Here is an 18,969-nt window from a genome sequence, read left to right as displayed (position 1 = left end):
CCCGATTCCTCATCCAAATCTAGGACGTCTCGCCAGGTGGCGATTGTCCGGCGCCGCCGCAAGAGCGCCGATCCGGGTCGCACCCGGAACGGCCGCCTGTCAACTGCGTCATGCGCCGGCATTCCTCATACGTCGGTGTTAAAGTTGACAGTTCTAGTTTAGAATAATTCTAAACTATTGTTTCAATTGAATTTTTTCTACGCCACCAGTTGACATCCGGCGTCTTCGCCGTTTTATGGAAGCTCGCGCGTCAGCGCATCCCTTTGATGTCTGGGCCTTGAACCCTTTCGATTGGAGGCATTTCGGTGTCTTTCTTCCGCGAACCGCGCGATGGCGCGACCCTTCTTTGCCCGCTGGCAGCTGCCCGCCGAGGCGCCGGCATTTCATTGATTCCCGAGGAGAGACAATCATGAGAACGATGATCACGGCACGGTATGGCGGCAGGCTTGCGGCGATCGGCGCCACCGCAATGCTGACGGCGGCCGTGTTCGTGCTGCCGGCCAAGGCGCAAACCGATGCCAAGGCGGTCATCAAGACCTATTCCGACATTGCGCTCGCCAAATACGAGGATTCGCTGATCGCGGCCGAGGCGCTCGACAAGGCTGTCGATGCGCTGCTCGCCAAGCCATCTGCCGAAACGCTGAACGCCGCCCGCGAGGCCTGGAAGGCATCGCGCGTTCCCTATCAGCAGACCGAGGTCTATCGCTTCGGCAATGCCATCGTCGACGACTGGGAAGGCAAGGTGAACTCCTGGCCGCTCGACGAAGGCTTGATCGACTATGTCGCCAAGAGCTACGGCACTGAGTCGGACGCCAACGCGCTCTACACCGCCAATGTGATCGCCAACAAGTCGATCGAGATCAACGGCAAGAAGGTCGACGCCACCGACCTGACGCCGGAGTTCCTCTCCGGCACCCTGCAGGAGGCCGGCGGTATCGAGGCCAATGTGGCGACCGGCTATCACGCGATCGAATTCCTGCTTTGGGGTCAGGACTTACACGGCACCGGTCCGGGCGCCGGCGAACGGCCCTACACCGATTACGACCTCGCCAATTGCACCGGCGGCAATTGCGACCGCCGCGGACAGTATCTGAAATCGGCGAGCGACCTTCTGGTTTCCGATCTAAAGGATATGGTCGACGACTGGAAGGAAGGCGGCGCCGCCCGCAAGAACCTTGTCGATGGCGAGCCGAACGCCGCCATTTCGACCATCTTCACCGGCATGGGCTCGCTGTCCTATGGCGAGCTCGCCGGAGAGCGGATGAAGCTCGGCCTCTTGTTGCACGACCCGGAAGAGGAGCACGATTGCTTCTCCGACAATACCTACAACTCCCATCTTTACGATGCGATCGGCATCCGTGCCGCCTATCATGGCAGCTACAAGCGGCTCGACGGCACTGTCGTCGAGGGGCCGTCGGTCGCCGACATGGTCAAGGCGGCCGACCCGGCGGTTGACAAGGAATTGTCGGACAAACTGGACGTCACCGTCGCCAAGATGGAGGCCATCAAGGCACGGGCGCTTGCCGGCGAGGCCTATGACCAGCAGATCGGAGAAGGCAACACGGAAGGCAATGCCACTGTGCAGGCGGCGATCGACGCGCTGGTCGATCAGACCAAGTCGATCGAACGCGCCGTCGGTACCCTGAAGCTCAATGCGATAGCCTTCGAGGGCTCGGACAGCCTCGATTCACCGGACAAGGTGTTCCAATAGACTATCGAAACCACCAGCCACGCGACGCAACGAAGCGCCGTTAGCCAGAGCGACAAATGCTGATCTGCCATTGCAACATCATCACCGAAAAGGAGATAGAGCAGACGATCGTCGGACTGCTGGATGAGGACCCCTGGCAGCTGATCGTGCCGGCGAAGGTCTATCACGCCATGCACAAGCGCGGTCGCTGTTGCGGCTGCTTCCCAAATGTGGTCGAAACGATCATTCGGGTCACCGAAAATTACCATGCCCGCTCGGCGGCGAGTGGCGTGGACATCGTTTCACACCTGGATCGCGTCAGAGGCCTGCGCGTCCAATACGGGAGCAGAACCCATGAAAGGCGAACAGCAGATCATAGAGCGGCTTAACGAGGCTCTGTTTCTGGAACTTGGGGCGGTCAATCAATACTGGGTGCATTTCCGGCTGCTGGAAGACTGGGGATATGCCAAGCTAGCGAAGAAGGAACGCGCTGAATCGATCGAGGAAATGCACCATGCCGACCGGCTCGTGGCGCGCATCATCTTCCTCGAGGGCCATCCGAACCTGCAGTCCGTGGCGCCGCTGCGCATCGGGCAGAATGTCAAGGAAGTGCTCGAATCCGATCTTGCCGGCGAATATGACGCGCGCACCGCCTACAAGCGTTCGCGCGAGGTTTGTAACGAAGCAGGCGACTACGTGACGATGAAGCTGTTCGAGGAATTGCTGGCTGACGAGGAAGGTCACATCGACTTCCTCGAGACGCAACTCGACCTGCTCGCCTCGATCGGCGAAGAAAAGTACGGCCAACTCAACGCAGCGTCGGCCGACGAGGCGGAATAAGGACATGCCGGAATGCGGCGCCCCCTAGATTTCATGCGCCGCTTGCGGCCGGCCGAGCATTGTGGCCTGCCGCCTCCGCGATACGGTATCCTTCGCGGCGCCTTTCTTGCCGTGGTGGCGACGCTCACAGCCTCGGCGCTGGCCGGGGCGCCGCAACCGGCGGGGCTTGCCACCAGCCGCACGGATCTGACGCCGAAGGATCTGGCGCGCGTCATCGCCATCACCAGGCCGACCAGCGATTTCTCCAAGCCCGAGCAATTCGAGCTGATGCAGGGCGGCGCCGGCACCTCGAAGAAGGACGTCAACAAGGACGCCTTCTCGCAATCCTCCGCCAACATCAGCTTCGAGGAAGAGGGTACCTTCAAGCTCGGCAATGCCATTTTCCGCAAGAACTGGGTGTCCTCGCCATCCTCGACACAAGCCTCGGATGGGCTCGGTCCGCTGTTCAACGAGCGCGCCTGCCAGAACTGTCATCTGAAGGACGGTCGCGGCCATCCGCCCGAAGGCGACAGCGGCACCACCTCGATGTTCCTGCGCCTGGCAAGGGAAGCCAGTACCGAGGAGGAGAAAGCCGCGCTCGCCGATCACAAGGTGCTCAACTTTCCCGACCCGGTCTATGGCACGCAGCTGCAGGAATTGGCCGTTCCCGGCCTGCAGGGCGAAGGCAGGATGCATGTCGACTATCAGGACGAGAAGGTGAAATTGGCGGACGGCAGCACGGTGTCGCTGCGCAAGCCGAGCTATTCGGTCGACGGTCTCGCCTACGGGCCGCTCGATCCGCACACCACGCTGTCGCCGCGCATGACACCGCCGATGATCGGTCTTGGCCTGGTCGAGCAGATCGCTCCTGCCGACATCCTTGCGCGTGCCGATGCGGCCGACCGCGATGGTGACGGGATTTCCGGCAGGCCAAACATAATACGCGACGCCAGCAGCGGTGAACTGACGCTCGGCCGTTTCGGCTGGAAGGCGCAGGCGGCATCGATCCGCCAGCAATCGGCGGACGCTTTTGCCGGCGATATCGGCATTTCGACGCCTGAGGTGCCGAAGCACTGGGGCGATTGCAGCGCCGCGGAAAAGACCTGCCTTGCCCTACCTAACGGTGTACAGGAGCGCCTCGGTCCGGTCGAAGCGCCGCCGCCGGTCATGGACCTCGTGACCTTCTATTCGCAAAACCTTGCTGTGCCGGCCCGGCGCGATCTCGACAGACCGGACGTGCTCGCCGGCAAAAAACTGTTCTACGATATGGGCTGCATCTCCTGCCATACGCCGAAATTTGTCACCCGTCGCGGCACCCCGAACAAGGCGCAGGCCTTCCAGCTGATCTGGCCTTATTCCGATTTCCTGCTGCATGACATGGGACCCGGTCTTGCCGACGGACAGGCGGTGGGCGAGGCCACGGGAAGCGAATGGCGCACGCCGCCACTGTGGGGCATCGGGCTCACCCAGACCGTCAGCGGCAACACCTTCTTCCTGCATGACGGGCGCGCACGAAGCCTGGCCGAGGCGATTCTGTGGCATGGCGGCGAGGGCCAGAAGGCGCGTGACCGCTTTGCCGCTGCCGATGCCGCCGACCGCGCCGCGCTGATCAAGTTTCTGGAGTCGCTCTGATGCGGAAGCGTCTTGCATTCGCTCTGATGCTGGTCCTCGCCGGTGCGCTGCCGGCATCCGCGGCGGTGAAGGCTTCGGATGTGATCCAGCGGGCGATCGACGGCTTCGTCCGCCCGGCCTATGCCAGACTGCATGACCATGCGGACAGCTTGGCCAAGACCATGCACGCGCTTTGCCAAGCGCCCTCGCGAGACAATCTCGATGCGGCACGCGCCGAGTTCGCCGGTGTCGTGGATGCCTGGTCGGTGGTGGAAATCATCCGTTTCGGGCCGATCGCGGAAAACAACCGGCTTGAGCGCATGCTGTTTTGGCCGGACCGCAAGAGCATCGGCCTGAAGCAGGTGCAGGCGGCACTTGCCGGCAAGGATCCGACAGCCGCCGATCCGGCCCAGCTGGCTACAAAGAGCGTCGCCATGCAAGGGCTCGGCGCACTGGAATTCGTCCTCTACGGCGACGGAGCCGGTCAATTGGTCGGCAGGGACGACGCCTATCGCTGCGCCTACGGTGCGGCCATTGCCGGCAATGTCGAGACGATTGCCGGCGAGGTTGGCGATACCTGGAACGAGCCCAACGGCTTTGCCGCGCTCTGGGCCAATCCGGGTCCGCAGAACGCGCTCTACCACGACGGAACTGAAGCGGTGACCGAACTGGTCGGCGTCTTCATCAACGAGCTGGAAATGGTCCGCGACGTACGCCTGAAAGGCTTCCTGGGCGCCAAGCCGGAGGCCGACAAACCGAAACAGGCGATCTATTGGCGCTCGCAAAACACCGCCCGCTCGCTGACCGGGAATCTGGCGGGCATGGACACGCTGTTCCAGGCCTCGCAGCTTGGCGACGCGCTGCCGGCCGATGCGCGCTGGATGGCAGAATCGGTCCACATCCAGCTCACCAACGGGATCGAGGCGGCCAAGGCGATCAGGGGACCGATCGACAAGGCACTTGCCGATCCGGCGCTGCGCCAGAAGCTCGACTATTTCTCGCTGGTGACATCCAGCCTGACGACCCTGATCGGCACCAGGCTGACCGCCGAATTCGGCCTGACCGCCGGGTTCTCGTCATTGGATGGCGACTGATCATGAGGACGCCGCTGATCGATCGGCGCGATTTCCTGAGGGCCGCAGGCGCTGGTTTCGTAGCGGCGATGGCGCCGTCGGCCTGGGCAAAGACACTCGACGCCGACTCGGTCTTCGCCACCGCTTTCGTCAAGCGCGACGGCAGCTATGGCGCGGCCGTCCTGTCCGAGGCCGGCAAGTTGTTGCACACGATCGATCTGCCCGATCGGGGCCACGACGTTACCTTCGACCCGGTGTCCAAGCGTTCGGTGGTGTTTGCCAGGCAGCCGGGCACCTTTGCTGTCGTCTTCGACCATACCGGCCGCGATGAACCGCAGACCGTTGCCAGCGTTGCCGGCCGGCATTTCTTCGGCCACGGCGTGTTCTCGGCCGACGGTACGCTGCTCTACGCCACCGAGAACGATTTCGACAATGCCGCCGGCGTCGTCGGCGTCTATGACGCGCATGCGAAATTCAAGCGCATCGGCGAGTTCCCGACCTACGGCATAGGCCCACACGAGCTTTTGCTGCTTTCCGACGGCAGGACGATTGCTGTGGCTAATGGCGGCATCGAGACGCATCCGGATTATGGCCGCGCCGAGCTCAACATCGCAACGATGCGGCCATCCTACGTGCTGGTCGACCGTCTCACGGGCGATCTCACCGAAAAGCACGAATTGCCGCCGGCGCTGCACCAATTGTCGATCCGCCATATGGATGCCGACCGGTCCGGCACCGTCTGGTTCGGCTGCCAGTACAGGGGGCCGGGCACCGATCGTCCCCCGCTGCTCGGCCGCGCGCCGCCGGGCAAGGACTTGAAATTGCTCGACATGTCGCAGGACGTGCTCTCGGCCTTCAGGAACTATATCGGCTCGGTCGCCGCCAACCCTGCCGCCGGCACTATCGCCGTGTCTTCGCCTGAGGGCAATTCGCTCGCCGTGATCGACACGGCCAGCGGCCGCATCGTCGCCACCAAGGCGCTGGTCGAGGTTTGCGGCGTTGCAGCCGATGGGGAAAGCTTCATGGCGACGACCGGCGCCGGCGAAATCATCGAAGCCGGTGGTGCGACCCGTTCCGAGCCGGACTATGTCTGGGATAATCACGTGCTGCGTATCGAGCAGATCGGCTAGTCCTGGCACCGATTTGTGGCAGTTACGTTCGTCGAAACTTACCGTCTTGAACCTGAGCCGAAGCAAAGTCGCCTGACGATTTATCCATTATGCCCTTGCGGTGATGAGCCCTGGCGGGCAGAGGGAAGCTGTTTTCGAAACTGTCTCAACCGGCCGCTTCATGAATTTACTTGCCATCGACTGTGCCGCCAATCTCTGCGCCGCCTGCGTCTACGACGCGGCGGCTGGGAAGGAACTCGGCCGTTCGGTGATCGATCTTGGCAAGGGCCATGCGGAACATTTGATGGCCGTGATCGAGGGAGCATTGAAGGCGGCTGGAACCGATTATGCCAGCCTCGGCGCCATTGCCGTTTCCACCGGTCCGGGCTCCTTCACCGGTCTGCGCGTCGGCGTCTCGGCGGCGCGCGGCCTTGCGCTGGCGCTGAAAATCCCGGCGATCGGCGTGACGACTCTGGAGGCCCTGGCGGCGCAAGCGAGAGCGGCATTTCCCGGTCGCGCCGTGCTCGCCGCGCTCGATGCAGGGCGCGAGGAAATCCATGCGGCACTCTACGATGAAGCATCCGTTTTGATTTACGGTCCCTCGGTGACCACGCTCTCGCAAGCCGCCGCCATCGCGGTTGACAGCTCCGCGGTTCTCGCCGGTACGGCGGCAACGCAAATTGCCGCCTCGGCCGGGCGCGCCTTCGACGTCGGCGCGACAGCGGCCACCGCCGACATCGCCGTCTATGCCCGGCTGGCCGCCGCCCAACGTGCCGGTAAAAAGGGCAAGGGCGAAAAGCCGAAACCGCTCTATCTGCGCGGCGCCGACGCAAAGCCTCAGGGACTGCGCGGCGCCGACGCAAAGCCTCAGGGAGGCTTTATTCTATCGAGGCAAGACCATGATCCCAAAAAGTGGAAACCGGTTTTGGGAAAAGATCATGGTCCAAACGGAAACAAGTCCTGATGCGCATTCCCTTCCTCCAGTCGCGCCGCAGGGACTATGCGCTCGAGCCGTTGACGGTTGCCGATAGCGCGGCCATGTCGGTGCTGCATCGCGAGGATTTCGCGCGGCCGTGGACCGACGACGAATTCGCCGCGCTGCTCGAGCAGGACACGGTGTTCGGCTATGCCGCGCGCGAGACCGGACAGGGTGCCAAGCCGCCGGTCGGCTTCGTGCTGGCGCGGCTGGCGGCCGGCGAGGGGGAGATCCTGACGGTCGCGGTGGCACGCTCGCATCGGCGCCGGGGGCTCGGCTGGCAATTGATGGATGCGGTGCTGCGTGAACTGCACGCACAGCGCGCCGAGGCGCTTTTCCTGGAGGTCGACGAGACCAATGTCGCCGCGACCGCGCTCTACCGGCGGTTCGGCTTCCGCGAAGTCGGCAAGCGTGCCAACTATTACAAGTCGCCGGAGCACGGCCCGACCGGCGCGCTTGTCATGCGCCGCGATCTTCGTTAGCCAAACGCCGGGGTGGTGCGGATGATCGGAAAAATCAGGATTTTCCTGGCGCTGGGGCTGGTTGTCGTCGGCTCGCTGGTGCTTGTGCCGCTGCAGATCTTGTCGATGCGGACCGGGCTCTGGCGCGAGACCTTCATCCTGAAAATCTGGCACAGGATGATTGTCAGGACGCTGGGGCTGCGCATCCATGTCAAGGGAGCGCTGTCCGGCCAGCGCCCATTGCTGATTGCTGCCAACCACATCTCCTGGACCGACATCATGGTGCTGGGGTCGATGGTCGACGTGACGTTCATCGCCAGGGCCGATATGGCCGGCTGGCCGTTGATCGGCATGCTGTCGAAGCTGCAGCGCACGGTATTCATCGAACGTGAGCGCAAGCGTTCGTCGGGCGACCAGGCCAGCGAGATCGCCGACCGCATGGCCAAGGGCGACGCCATGGTGCTGTTCGCCGAAGGCTCGACCGGCGACGGCAACATGATCCTGCCGTTCAAGAGCACGCTGTTCGGCGCCGCCACAATGGCGATTGCGGAAGGGGCGGCCGAACAGGTCTTCATCCAGCCGGTGGCGATCGTCTATACGCGCCTGCATGGCGTGCCGCTCGGCCGCCGGCATCGGCCGGTTGCCGCCTGGATCGGCGACGAGGAGCTGATGCCGCACCTCAAGGTGCTGATGGCCGAGGGCGCCCTCGACGTCGAGGTGCATTTTGGCGAGGCGATTGCTTTCTCCAAGGGCTCAAGCCGCAAGGAGACGGCAAAGCAGATGGAACGCCAGGTGCGCGAGATGGTGCAGGCGGCGCTCGCCGAACCGCGTCCGAGCCGGTAGGCTGCGCAGGTCCCGGCCAGATTCGTCTGTTTTTTGTCGGGGAAAGGCGCTAGAAGCCGCGAAATGGAATTGAACACGATAGAACGCGACGACATCGGCGCTGCCGCCGAAAACCTGGTCGTTCCGCCTGCCGCGACCAGAAAGGTCTTCGTCAAGACCTATGGCTGCCAGATGAACGTTTACGATTCGCAGCGCATGACCGATGCGCTGGCGGCCGACGGCTATGCCGCGACAGACGCTATCGGCGAGGCCGATCTGGTGCTGCTCAACACCTGCCACATCCGCGAGAAAGCGGCGGAAAAGGTCTATTCCGAACTTGGGCGCATCCGTGAGTTGAAGGCCGAGCGTGCAAAGGCCGGGCGCGAAATGCTGGTCGGCGTCGCCGGCTGCGTGGCGCAGGCCGAGGGTGCCGAGATCATCCGCCGCTCGCCGGCCGTCGACCTGGTCATCGGCCCGCAGACCTACCACCGGCTGCCCGGTGTGCTGGCGAGGGCGCGTGGCGGCGAAAAGATCGTCGAGACCGACTATGCCGTCGAGGACAAGTTCGAGTATCTGCCGCAGCCGAAGCGCGCCGAACTGATCAGGCGCGGCGTGACGGCGTTCTTGACCGTTCAGGAAGGCTGCGACAAGTTCTGCACCTTCTGTGTCGTGCCCTATACGCGCGGCTCGGAAGTCTCGCGGCCGGTCGCACAGATCGTCGCCGAGGCCGAGCGCCTGGCAGATGCCGGCGTGCGCGAGGTGACGCTGCTCGGCCAGAACGTCAATGCCTGGCATGGAAGAGGCGAAAACGGCGAGGAATGGGGCCTTGGCCGGCTGCTGTTCAGGCTGGCCGAGATTCCAGGCCTGGCGCGGCTGCGCTACACAACCAGTCATCCGCGCGACATGGACGATGAATTGATCGCCGCCCATCGTGATTTGCCGACGCTGATGCCCTATCTACATTTACCGGTGCAGTCCGGCTCCGACCACATACTCAAGGCGATGAACCGCAGGCATATGGCCAAAGACTATCTGACGTTGATCGACCGCATCCGTGCCGCACGGAACGATATTGCACTGTCGGGCGATTTTATTGTCGGCTTTCCCGGCGAGACGGAAGACGATTTCGAGGCGACCATGCAGTTGGTCGAAGACGTCAACTATGCCTCGGCCTTTTCGTTCAAATATTCGCCGCGCCCCGGCACGCCGGGCGCCGAGATGAGCGATCACGTGCCGGAGGCCGTCAAGGACGAGCGCCTGCAGCGGCTGCAGGCGCTGCTGCTGAAACAGCAGCAGGATTTCGGCACCAGCCTGATCGGCAGGACCATCGACACGCTGATCGAAAAGCCGGGCCGCCAGGCCGGCCAGAAGGTTGGCCGCTCGCCGTGGCTGCAGCCGGTTATTGTTGATGAAAAGGCCGGCGAAATCGGTGACATTATCCAGGTACGAATCACGAAGACGGGCTACAACAGCCTGTTCGCCGAATTGGCCTGAAGGTCTCGGCAGATGAGGAGAGACGGTTGAGCGCTGCTGAAGTGAAGAACCTGCCCCAGAACCTACCCTCGGGGGCCTCGGATATCGCGCACATCGTACTGACTTTCGACAACAACAAGCTTGCCAGCGCCCTTTACGGCCAGTTCGACGAGAATCTGGCCCGACTCGAGCAGAAGCTCGGCGTCGATATTCGCTCGCGCGGCAATCAATTGACCATCAAGGGCTCTTCCTCGGCCGCCGAGCAGGCACGCCGCGCCTTGGACAATCTTTACGGCATTCTGCAGAAAGGCACCGACATCGGCCAGTCCGATGTCGACGGCGCCGTGCGCATGGCGATCGCCAGCGACGACCAGCTGACGCTGCCGACGCTGGAGCGCAAGGGCAAGGTGTCCGCCGCCCAGATATCGACGCGCAAGAAGACGATCTATGCCCGCTCGCTCAACCAAGACGCCTACATGCGCGCGCTGGAGCGGTCGGAACTCGTCTTCGGCATCGGCCCGGCCGGCACCGGAAAGACCTATCTGGCGGTGGCGCATGCGGCAATGCTGCTCGAACGCGGCATGGTCGAACGCATCGTGCTGTCGCGCCCCGCGGTCGAGGCCGGTGAACGGCTTGGCTTTCTGCCGGGTGATATGAAGGAGAAGGTCGATCCCTATCTGCGGCCGCTCTATGACGCGCTCTACGACATGATGCCGGCCGACAAGGTCGAGCGGGCGATTGCCGCTGAGGTCATCGAGATCGCGCCGCTGGCGTTCATGCGCGGCCGTACGCTGGCGCACGCTGCCGTCATACTCGACGAGGCGCAGAACACCACGCCGATGCAGATGAAGATGTTCCTGACCCGGCTCGGCGAGAACTCGCGCATGATCGTCACCGGTGATCCGACCCAGATCGATCTGCCGCCAAACACCAAGTCCGGCCTGGTCGAGGCGCTGAGAATCCTCGACGGCGTCACCGGCATGGTGACGGTCCGCTTCAACGAAGGCGACGTCGTCAGGCATCCGCTGGTCGCCGAGATCGTCAAGGCCTATGACCGCGACGGCAAGCTAGCCAGGGGCCTGGGTGTCGAAAGCTGATATGATTATGCGGCCGCATGGCTGAGGAGCAAAAGGCGGGGGGGCCGCTTCCCGTCGAGATCGATATCGCGATCGAGGCGGGCGACTGGCCCGACGAGACGACGCTGACGCGGCTGGTCGACCACGCCGTCTCGGCCGCCTTTGCCGAAACCGGTGCCGACGGGCGTTCCGAGCTCAGCATCGTCTTTTCCGACGATGCCCGTATCCGCACGCTCAATGCCGGCTGGCGCGGCAAGGACAAGCCGACCAACGTCCTGTCTTTTCCCGCTTTTCCGTTTGCCAGGGGCGGGCCTCTGCCGCCGATGCTCGGCGACATCGTGCTGGCCGCCGAGACTGTCGCGCGCGAGGCGGCACTGGAAGACAAGCCCATCGAGGACCATATCTCCCATCTCGTCATCCATGGCCTGCTGCATTTGCTGGGCTATGATCACGAAACCGATGCCGAAGCGGAACTGATGGAAGCGACAGAGCGCGCAGCACTTGCGAGGCTTGCCATTCCCGATCCCTACACGTAATTACAAAAGACCAATTGACCGGACGATGATGAACGACAAACCAGAGACTGCCGCCCGCTCCGACGCCGGCAGTGTGATCAAGCCTTCCGAAACGACGGAAGAGGGCTCGAGTCCGAGTACCACGACCGGCAGCTTCGCCAGCGAGGCATCGCCTGCCGGTCCTTCCCTGTTCGATCGCGTGCTCGGGCTTTTCAGGCACCGCAACGGCACCAGCCTGCGCGAGGAGATTGCCGGTGCGCTTGCCGAAACGGCGAGCGATGCAGAATCCTTCTCGCCCGGCGAACGCGCCATGCTTAACAACATCCTGCGCCTGCGCGAAGTGCGCGTCGAGGACGTCATGGTGCCGCGCGCCGACATCGAGGCGGTCGAGATCACCACGAAGCTGGGTGATCTTCTGGGGCTGTTCGAGCAGTCCGGCCATTCCCGCATGCCGGTCTATTCGGAGACGCTCGACGATCCGCGCGGCATGGTTCATATCCGCGACGTGCTGGCGCACATCACCAAGGTCGCCCGCGTCAGAAAGGGCAGGACGACCAGGAAAACTCCGGTCGCGACGGTTCTCGATCTCGCCCAGGTCGATCTGACGCGCACCATCGGCGATCTCAACCTGATCCGACCGGTGCTGTTCGTGCCGCCGTCGATGCTCGCCTCCGACCTGATGGGGCGGATGCAGACGACGCGGACCCAGATGGCTTTGGTCATCGACGAATATGGCGGTACTGACGGTCTCGTCTCGCTCGAGGACATCGTCGAGATGGTGGTCGGCGACATCGAGGACGAGCATGACGAGGACGAGCCGATGATCACCCAGGCCGGTGAAGGCGTCTTCATCGTCGACGGCAAGGCCGAGATCGACGATGTCGCCAAGATGATCGGCGAGGATTTCGCCGCCGGCGAGCACGGCGAATATGTCGACACGATCGGCGGCATGATCTTCAACACGCTTGGCCGGGTGCCGGCGCGCGGCGAAGTGGTGCAGGCCATACCCGGCTTCGAGTTCCATGTGCTCGACGCCGATCCGCGCCGCGTCAAGCGCGTGCGCATCGTCGAGACCCTGAAGGGCGAGCGCCGCCGCCGCGCCGTCCGCACCGAGCAGGCTTGAAGGACGCGGCTTGCCCGATGCCGGTTGAGGACCCGTTCAAGCACTCAACCTTGGGCTCGGGTGTCTTCTACCAGAATCCGCGGGCCGCATTGACATGGCTTGAAAAGGCTTTCGGCTTCGAGCCGAGCATGGTGGTCAGCGATGCTAATGGCAGGCTCGTCCATTCCGAGATGCGGTTCGGCGACGACTATATCATCGTCGATTCCGAATGGGCCGACCATATAGCCAGCCCGGCTTCAGTTGCAGGCAAGAACACGCAGTCGGTCTATGTACGCCTGAAGGACGGGATAGATGCCCACTGCGATCGTGCAAGGGCGGCGGGAGCCGAGATCGTCGAGGAGCCTGCCGACCAGCTCTACGGTGAACGGCAGTACAGGGCGCGCGATCCTGAAGGCCATGTCTGGACCTTTTCCCAGACTGTCCGCTCCGTCCCGCGCGAAGAGGCTGAGCGGCTGGGCGGGCTGAAGATACAAGGCTGGCATCGATAGCTATGAGCGGACTAGGTCGCCCGGTTTGGAGCCAAGCCCGCAGCCTGATAAATCTTGCTTCCTGATTCGCACGACTCGGAAGCATAGATGGAGCGCCAGGCCGGCCGGATAATTCTGCTTTGGGGCTGGCGGCGCGCGCTGGTGGCGTTTCTTGCCGGCGCGCTGGCGGTTCTTGCCCAGGCGCCGTACGATTTCTTCGCCGTCTGTTTCGTTTCGTTTCCCCTGCTGGTGTGGCTACTCGACGGCGCGACCGGCGAAGCCTCGGACGGTTTTCTGCGACGCTTGCTGCCGGCTTTCGCCATCGGCTGGTGGTTCGGTTTCGGCTACTTTCTTGCCGGTCTCTGGTGGGTCGGCTCGGCGCTTCTGGTCGAGGCCGACAGCTTCGCCTGGGCCTTGCCGTTCGCGGTGGTCGGCATCCCCCTCGCGCTCGCCTTCTTCTATGGCTTCGCCGCCGTGGTCGCCCGGCTGTTGTGGAGCAATGACATCGGCCGCATCGCGGCACTTGCCTTCGGCTTTGCCTTGGCGGAATGGCTGCGCGGCTTCCTGTTCACCGGCTTTCCCTGGAATGCCGTCGGCTATGCGGCGATGCCGGTGCCTTTGCTGATGCAGAGCGTATCGGTGACCGGCATGGTCGGCATGAACGCGCTTGCGGTCTTCGTCTTTGCGCTGCCGGCGCTGCTTGCGGCGCGCCGGCATCTCCGCCTCGGCGCGGCATTGCTTGTCGTTCTCGTCGCCGCCCATGCCGGCTTCGGCTATATCCGGCTCGCCGCCCCCGAAAAGCCGGCCGCCCGCAGCCTTGACGTCCGTATAGTGCAGCCTGCCGTCGACCTTACGGAAAAATGGGATACCTCGGTGCGTGACCGCATCTTCGCCACCATGATGGGGCTTTCGGCCAAGGCGCCGGAACCCGGCCATGACAGGCCGCAATTGATCCTGTGGCCGGAGACGTCCGTGCCGTTTCTATTCACCGAACGTCCGGATGCCCTGCCTGCGATCGGAGAGATGCTTGGCGATGGCCAGATGCTGGTCGCCGGCGTCGTTCGCGAGGAAGGCGGCTCGGCGGCCGGCAGCCGTTACTACAACTCTGTGGTGGCGATCGACGAAAGGGGCGAAATCGTCGATGCCGTCGACAAGGTCCACCTGGTACCCTTCGGCGAATACCTGCCTTTCGCCGATCTGCTCGGCCGCTTCGGGCTTGAGCAGCTTGTTGCCGGTCCAATGACCTTCGCGGCGGGCAATGAGCGGCATCCGATCGCGCTGCCCGGCGGTATCCGGGCGCTGCCGTTTATTTGCTATGAGGTCATCTTTCCCGATCTGGTCGCAGTTGACGCAACGTCAGCCGAGCTTATTGTGAACGTCACCAATGACGCCTGGTTCGGCGACACGCCGGGGCCGTACCAGCACTTCAGGCAGGCGCAGATCCGGGCGGTGGAGAATGGGGTGCCCCTGTTGCGCGCGGCTAATAACGGCATTTCGGCCGTTGTCGACCCGCGCGGTCGCATCGTTGACGCGCTGGCAATCGATGCACGCGGCGCGATCGATGTGCGTGTGCCGATCTCCAACACAGCCATCGTTTCCTCCGGCCAACGACGCATTAACGGAATGCTGATCATGTTTTTGCTTGCCGTTGCGGCATGCATTTTGAACGTAAGGCAAAGGCTACGGGCGAATTGACAGCCGACACATTAGAAACTCATACTGTAAGCGCCTGAAAATTTTCGAAGTCGATAAGGTCGTTCTGTTGGGGCACGGGCCGCGGCGTCGTTTGGGCAGCAAAATAGAAAAAGCCGGAAAAATTCGGCGAGGAAAAAATGACAGAAGAAAACAAGAAAAAGCCGAATCCGATCGACATCCACGTCGGAAGCCGCATCCGGCTTCGCCGCAATATGCTGGGAATGAGCCAGGAAAAACTGGGTGAAAACCTCGGCATAACGTTCCAGCAGATCCAAAAGTACGAAAAGGGCACCAATCGCGTCGGCGCCAGCCGTTTGCAGGCAATCGCCTCCATACTCGGCGTCCCCGTCGCCTTCTTTTTCGAGGATGCGCCCGGTCAGGAGCCCGTGGGCAACCGTGGATTTGCCGAGGATGCTTCGATGACCTCCGCCGTCGAATTCTGCGGCAGCCCGGAAGGCCTCCAGCTGAATCGCGCCTTCGTCAAGATCGCTGACGTGAAAGTGCGCCGCAAGATCATCGAGCTGGTGAAGTCGCTTTCCACCGACGAAGTCGATTGACTGGCCCCTGAAGAGTTCAACAAGGAAGGGGTCGTCGTAGCTGGGCATGCAATTTCTCGCGGCTGCGCGCATTGAGGGATGTTCATTCCGCAGATGCGCTAAAGCGCAGATCGATTTCGCTCGACACGCTTCCTCGAAGCCGGTTTCCTCAGTCTGTTGGTGCCAGGGCTGATCGCAGTGCGCGCTGCGGCCGTCTCGGGATGCAAAGATAATAACGTCAAAATTCATGCCGGAACGGCTGCATGGCTTGACGAGCGACGCCCGGCACCGTTAACAACTGGCGCGCCAAAATCGGCGGCCTGCCGATATTTTTTTCAAGAGGGGACACCCGTGACGCGGCACAATTACTTCTTCACCTCGGAATCCGTTGCCGAGGGCCATCCCGACAAGGTCTGCGACCGCATCTCCGACGAGATTGTCGATCTCGTCTATCGCGAAGCCAGAAAGACCGGCATGGACCCGTGGAAGGTCCGCGTTGCCTGCGAGACGCTTGCGACGACCAATCGCGTTGTCATCGCCGGCGAGGTGCGCGTCCCCGAGACGCTGCTCAAGAAGGACAAGGAGGGCAACGTCCTGAAGGATGCGGCCGGCCATCCGATTGTCAACCCGGCCAAGTTCAAGTCGGTCGCTCGCAAGGCGATCCGCGAAATCGGCTACGAGCAGGCCGGCTTCCACTGGAAGACAGCCAAGATCGAGGTCCTGCTGCACGGCCAGTCGCCGGATATCGGCCAAGGCGTCGACAACGCCTCCGACCGGCAAGGCGAGGAGGGAGCCGGCGACCAGGGGATCATGTTTGGCTATGCCTGCCGCGAAACCCCGGACCTGATGCCGGCGCCGATCTATTACAGCCACAAGATCCTCGAATTGCTGGCGGCTGCGCGCCATGAAGGCAGCGGTGATGCCGGCAGGCTCGGGCCGGATGCCAAGAGCCAGGTCACCGTCCGCTATGTCGACGGCAAAGCGGCGGAAGTGACGCAGATCGTGCTGTCGACCCAGCATCTCGATGAGACGTGGGATTCGAAGAAGGTGCGCAACGTCGTCGAGCCCTATATTCGCGAAGCACTGGGCGACCTGAAGATTGCCGACAATTGCAACTGGTACATCAATCCGACCGGCAAGTTCGTCATCGGCGGGCCTGATGGCGACGCCGGCCTGACCGGCCGCAAGATCATCGTCGACACTTATGGTGGAGCTGCGCCTCATGGCGGCGGCGCTTTTTCTGGCAAGGACACCACCAAGGTCGACCGCTCGGCGGCCTATGCGGCGCGTTATCTCGCCAAGAACGTGGTTGCCGCAAAGCTCGCCGATCGCTGCACCATCCAGCTTTCCTATGCGATCGGTGTCGCCCAGCCGCTGTCGATCTACGTCGACCTGCACGGCACCGGCAAGGTCGACGAGGCAAAACTCGAGCGTGCCCTGCGCGCCGTGATGGACCTGTCGCCGTCCGGCATCCGCCGCCACCTCGATCTCAACAAGCCGATCTATGCCAAGACGTCGTCCTACGGCCATTTTGGCCGCAAGGCCGGCCGCGACGGATCCTTCTCCTGGGAGAAGACCGATCTCGCCAAGGCGCTCAAGGACGCTCTCGCCGAACCGGTCGCCGAAGCAGTCGCCGCCTAACCGCGGCGCCTATGGATCCGAAGGACCGGCCAAGCCGTGCGACCGAGGCCTTTTTCGGTCGCCGGCGCGGCAAGGCCATTCGACCACAACAGGCAGCGGCGCTGGAGAGCGGCTTCGCCGCCTACAGGCTCGATCTGACGGTTGAACCGCCGGCCGACTTGCGGAGCCTTTTCGAAGCCGAAGTTTCGGCTGTCCAGCTCGAAATCGGTTTTGGCGGCGGCGAACATCTTCTGCACCGTGCTACGGCCAGCCAGGCGACCGGCTTTATCGGCGTCGAGCCTTTCGTCAACGGCATGGCCAAGATGATGATGGCGGTCCGAGAGCGGCCGCTTGCCAATCTGCGCGTCTACGACGACGACGCCACACGTCTGCTGGACTGGCTGCCGCAGGCTTCGCTTGACGGCATTGACCTTCTCTATCCGGATCCGTGGCCGAAGAAGAAGCACTGGAAGCGGCGCTTCGTCAGCCCGGTCAATCTCAACCGCTTCGCGCGCGTCCTGAAGCACGGCGGAAAGTTCCACTTTGCGTCCGATATCGATAGCTATGTGAACTGGACGCTCCTGCATTGCCGGGCGCACGACGCCTTCACGTGGCAGGCAAGCGAAGCAGCCGACTGGCACCGGCCCTATGATGGCTGGCCGGGGACGCGCTATGAGGCCAAGGCCATTCGCGAAGGCCGACGGCCCGCCTATCTCACCTTCGTGCGGAAATAAGCGGGAAATTAGAGCTGAGCACAAGGCGAGCGGGCCGAAGGCTCTCGGCGCTCACTTGGCTCAGAAGCGACGGATCTTGTCGAAGGCTGCCGGCTCCATGCCGAGATTGCGCAGATCATGCGCACGCGGCTTGCGACCGCTTTCCACAGCCCGCGACGCGGCTACGGCGCTGCCGAACACGCTAAAGACATCGCCTATGGCTGAAAAAAGTCCACGATTGTTCATGATGGTACCCTTTTGAGCGCAGTGAGCGCTCCAATTGTGCAATGCAACATAGATAGTCGTGCGTGGCCGGTGCTCAAAGGGGGATCACTGCATGGGCGCCATGCATTTGGCGCAGCGCTGCGGACTCGGAGCCTTGCCGTCATGCAGGACGGGCTTGAAATGAGGACCACGATCGTCTATATCAGCTTCAAATTCTTGGTCGCTATGACGAAGAGTGGGTCCACCCGGTCCCGCTCTTTTTTATTACCTGCCGACCAACAGAAATCGAGTGACAGGACCGAATGACAGTGACGGCAAGCGAAGGCGACGACCGCATCATCCGCGAAAGCGGCATCGATGCGCGCATCGCGCTGATCGTTCAGCCGGTACTGCGCGCCATTGGTTTCCGCTTGGTACGTGTGCACCTGTCGGGCCAGAACGGGCTGACGCTGCAGATCATGGCCGAGCGCGAGGACGGCACCATGACGGTCGAGGATTGTGAAGAGGTCAGCCGCGCGGTGTCGCCGGCGCTCGATGTCGATGATCCGATCGAGAAGGCTTATCATCTCGAAGTGTCGTCGCCGGGCATCGACCGGCCGCTGGTCCGCAAATCGGACTTTGCAGCCTGGACCGGCCATCTGGTGAAGATGGAAACGTCGGTTCTCGTCGCCGACCGTAAGCGCTTCAAGGGCAAGATCGCCGAAAGCGACGCGGACGGTGTGCTGATCGAGCGTGACAAGGCCGCTTACGGCGAGGAGCCGACGGTACGTGTTCCCTACGATGCGATTGCCGAAGCGCGGCTGATTCTGACCGACGACCTTATCCGCGATGCGCTGTCGAAGGACAATCGGGCGCGCAAGGAAGCCAGGAAACGCCGCGGCGAACCCGAAGACGCACCAGAGGGTGCGGAAGACGAAACCGAACAGGAAATGTGATTGGGCTGCCGGCCGTAAAGGTCGGCAACA

The 18,969-nt window shown here is 62.8% G+C and carries 20 protein-coding genes; 19 read left to right on the top strand and 1 reads right to left on the bottom strand.

All coding sequences use genetic code 11. The features are described 5' to 3' along the window. The first annotated feature begins 418 nt into the window (after positions 1-418). The 18 genes from NKI97_RS16785 (at position 419) to trmB (ending at position 17,800) form a co-directional block, all read left to right on the top strand. Entirely contained in the window at positions 419-1,711 is a 1,293-nt protein-coding gene (locus NKI97_RS16785) for an imelysin family protein (RefSeq protein WP_502901468.1), read from the top strand. Positions 1,712-1,767: 56 nt separating this feature from the next. Beyond that, entirely contained in the window at positions 1,768-2,079 is a 312-nt protein-coding gene (locus NKI97_RS16780; RefSeq protein WP_023676882.1) for a (2Fe-2S)-binding protein, read from the top strand. Further along, entirely contained in the window at positions 2,045-2,530 is a 486-nt protein-coding gene (bfr, locus tag NKI97_RS16775; RefSeq protein ID WP_023676883.1) for a bacterioferritin, read from the top strand. Before NKI97_RS16780 ends, bfr begins: the two co-directional genes overlap by 35 nt. A 12-nt stretch (positions 2,531-2,542) precedes the next feature. Next, positions 2,543-4,141 carry a di-heme oxidoreductase family protein gene (locus NKI97_RS16770; RefSeq protein ID WP_352448589.1) on the top strand — a complete coding sequence of 533 codons (1,599 nt, stop codon included), beginning with the start codon at positions 2,543-2,545 and terminating at the stop codon, positions 4,139-4,141. After that, the gene (locus NKI97_RS16765) at positions 4,141-5,214 is read left to right on the top strand and encodes an imelysin family protein (RefSeq protein ID WP_352746903.1); all 1,074 of its coding nucleotides are present in this window, start codon (positions 4,141-4,143) and stop codon (positions 5,212-5,214) included. The genes NKI97_RS16770 and NKI97_RS16765 overlap by 1 nt, the downstream gene beginning before the upstream one ends. A 2-nt stretch (positions 5,215-5,216) precedes the next feature. After that, the gene (locus tag NKI97_RS16760) at positions 5,217-6,323 is read left to right on the top strand and encodes a DUF1513 domain-containing protein (protein ID WP_352448591.1); all 1,107 of its coding nucleotides are present in this window, start codon (positions 5,217-5,219) and stop codon (positions 6,321-6,323) included. A 160-nt stretch (positions 6,324-6,483) separates the two neighbouring features. After that, positions 6,484-7,266, top strand: coding sequence for a tRNA (adenosine(37)-N6)-threonylcarbamoyltransferase complex dimerization subunit type 1 TsaB (gene tsaB, locus NKI97_RS16755; protein WP_352448592.1), 783 nt, complete (start codon positions 6,484-6,486; stop codon positions 7,264-7,266). Further along, positions 7,266-7,760 (top strand): ribosomal protein S18-alanine N-acetyltransferase, encoded by a 495-nt coding sequence (gene rimI / locus NKI97_RS16750; protein WP_352448593.1) that lies wholly within the window; start codon positions 7,266-7,268, stop codon positions 7,758-7,760. Before tsaB ends, rimI begins: the two co-directional genes overlap by 1 nt. A 21-nt stretch (positions 7,761-7,781) precedes the next feature. Continuing rightward, the gene (gene olsA, locus NKI97_RS16745; RefSeq protein WP_352448594.1) at positions 7,782-8,582 is read left to right on the top strand and encodes a lyso-ornithine lipid O-acyltransferase; all 801 of its coding nucleotides are present in this window, start codon (positions 7,782-7,784) and stop codon (positions 8,580-8,582) included. Between the two features lie 63 nt (positions 8,583-8,645). After that, on the top strand, positions 8,646-10,055 hold the full coding sequence (miaB, locus tag NKI97_RS16740; protein WP_352835353.1) for a tRNA (N6-isopentenyl adenosine(37)-C2)-methylthiotransferase MiaB: 1,410 nt from the start codon (positions 8,646-8,648) through the stop codon (positions 10,053-10,055). A 26-nt stretch (positions 10,056-10,081) separates the two neighbouring features. Continuing rightward, positions 10,082-11,131 (top strand): PhoH family protein, encoded by a 1,050-nt coding sequence (locus tag NKI97_RS16735; RefSeq protein ID WP_023676891.1) that lies wholly within the window; start codon positions 10,082-10,084, stop codon positions 11,129-11,131. A gap of 17 nt (positions 11,132-11,148) precedes the next feature. Further along, positions 11,149-11,646, top strand: a complete 498-nt coding sequence (gene ybeY, locus NKI97_RS16730) for an rRNA maturation RNase YbeY (RefSeq protein ID WP_352448596.1) — start codon at positions 11,149-11,151, stop codon at positions 11,644-11,646. A gap of 28 nt (positions 11,647-11,674) precedes the next feature. Continuing rightward, positions 11,675-12,748 carry a hemolysin family protein gene (locus NKI97_RS16725; protein ID WP_352835391.1) on the top strand — a complete coding sequence of 358 codons (1,074 nt, stop codon included), beginning with the start codon at positions 11,675-11,677 and terminating at the stop codon, positions 12,746-12,748. Positions 12,749-12,765: 17 nt separating this feature from the next. Then, the gene (locus NKI97_RS16720) at positions 12,766-13,236 is read left to right on the top strand and encodes a VOC family protein (RefSeq protein WP_352448598.1); all 471 of its coding nucleotides are present in this window, start codon (positions 12,766-12,768) and stop codon (positions 13,234-13,236) included. Positions 13,237-13,323: 87 nt separating this feature from the next. Further along, entirely contained in the window at positions 13,324-14,910 is a 1,587-nt protein-coding gene (gene lnt / locus NKI97_RS16715; RefSeq protein ID WP_352746914.1) for an apolipoprotein N-acyltransferase, read from the top strand. Positions 14,911-15,047: 137 nt separating this feature from the next. Continuing rightward, positions 15,048-15,467: a helix-turn-helix domain-containing protein gene (locus NKI97_RS16710; protein WP_023676895.1), complete on the top strand. Its 420-nt coding sequence runs from the start codon at positions 15,048-15,050 to the stop codon at positions 15,465-15,467. A 330-nt stretch (positions 15,468-15,797) separates the two neighbouring features. Continuing rightward, complete coding sequence (gene metK / locus NKI97_RS16705; RefSeq protein WP_023676896.1) at positions 15,798-17,087, top strand: methionine adenosyltransferase; 1,290 nt, start codon at positions 15,798-15,800, stop codon at positions 17,085-17,087. 11 nt (positions 17,088-17,098) lie between these two features. Beyond that, the gene (trmB, locus tag NKI97_RS16700; protein ID WP_352448600.1) at positions 17,099-17,800 is read left to right on the top strand and encodes a tRNA (guanine(46)-N(7))-methyltransferase TrmB; all 702 of its coding nucleotides are present in this window, start codon (positions 17,099-17,101) and stop codon (positions 17,798-17,800) included. A 60-nt stretch (positions 17,801-17,860) separates the two neighbouring features. On the opposite strand, the gene NKI97_RS16695 is transcribed toward trmB, so the two are convergent. Continuing rightward, entirely contained in the window at positions 17,861-18,025 is a 165-nt protein-coding gene (locus tag NKI97_RS16695; protein WP_352835349.1) for a hypothetical protein, read from the bottom strand. Between the two features lie 281 nt (positions 18,026-18,306). Here NKI97_RS16695 and rimP point away from each other — a divergent pair, with 281 nt between their 5' ends. Further along, a complete protein-coding gene (rimP, locus tag NKI97_RS16690) occupies positions 18,307-18,939 on the top strand; it encodes a ribosome maturation factor RimP (RefSeq protein ID WP_023676900.1) in 633 nt (210 codons plus the stop codon). The last annotated feature ends 30 nt before the right edge of the window (positions 18,940-18,969 follow it).

This window comes from Mesorhizobium sp. M0296, assembly GCF_040321675.1.
Taxonomy (GTDB): domain Bacteria; phylum Pseudomonadota; class Alphaproteobacteria; order Rhizobiales; family Rhizobiaceae; genus Mesorhizobium.
The sequence above is the reverse complement of the archived record's forward strand: the minus strand, read 5'-3'. Positions and strand labels throughout refer to the sequence as shown.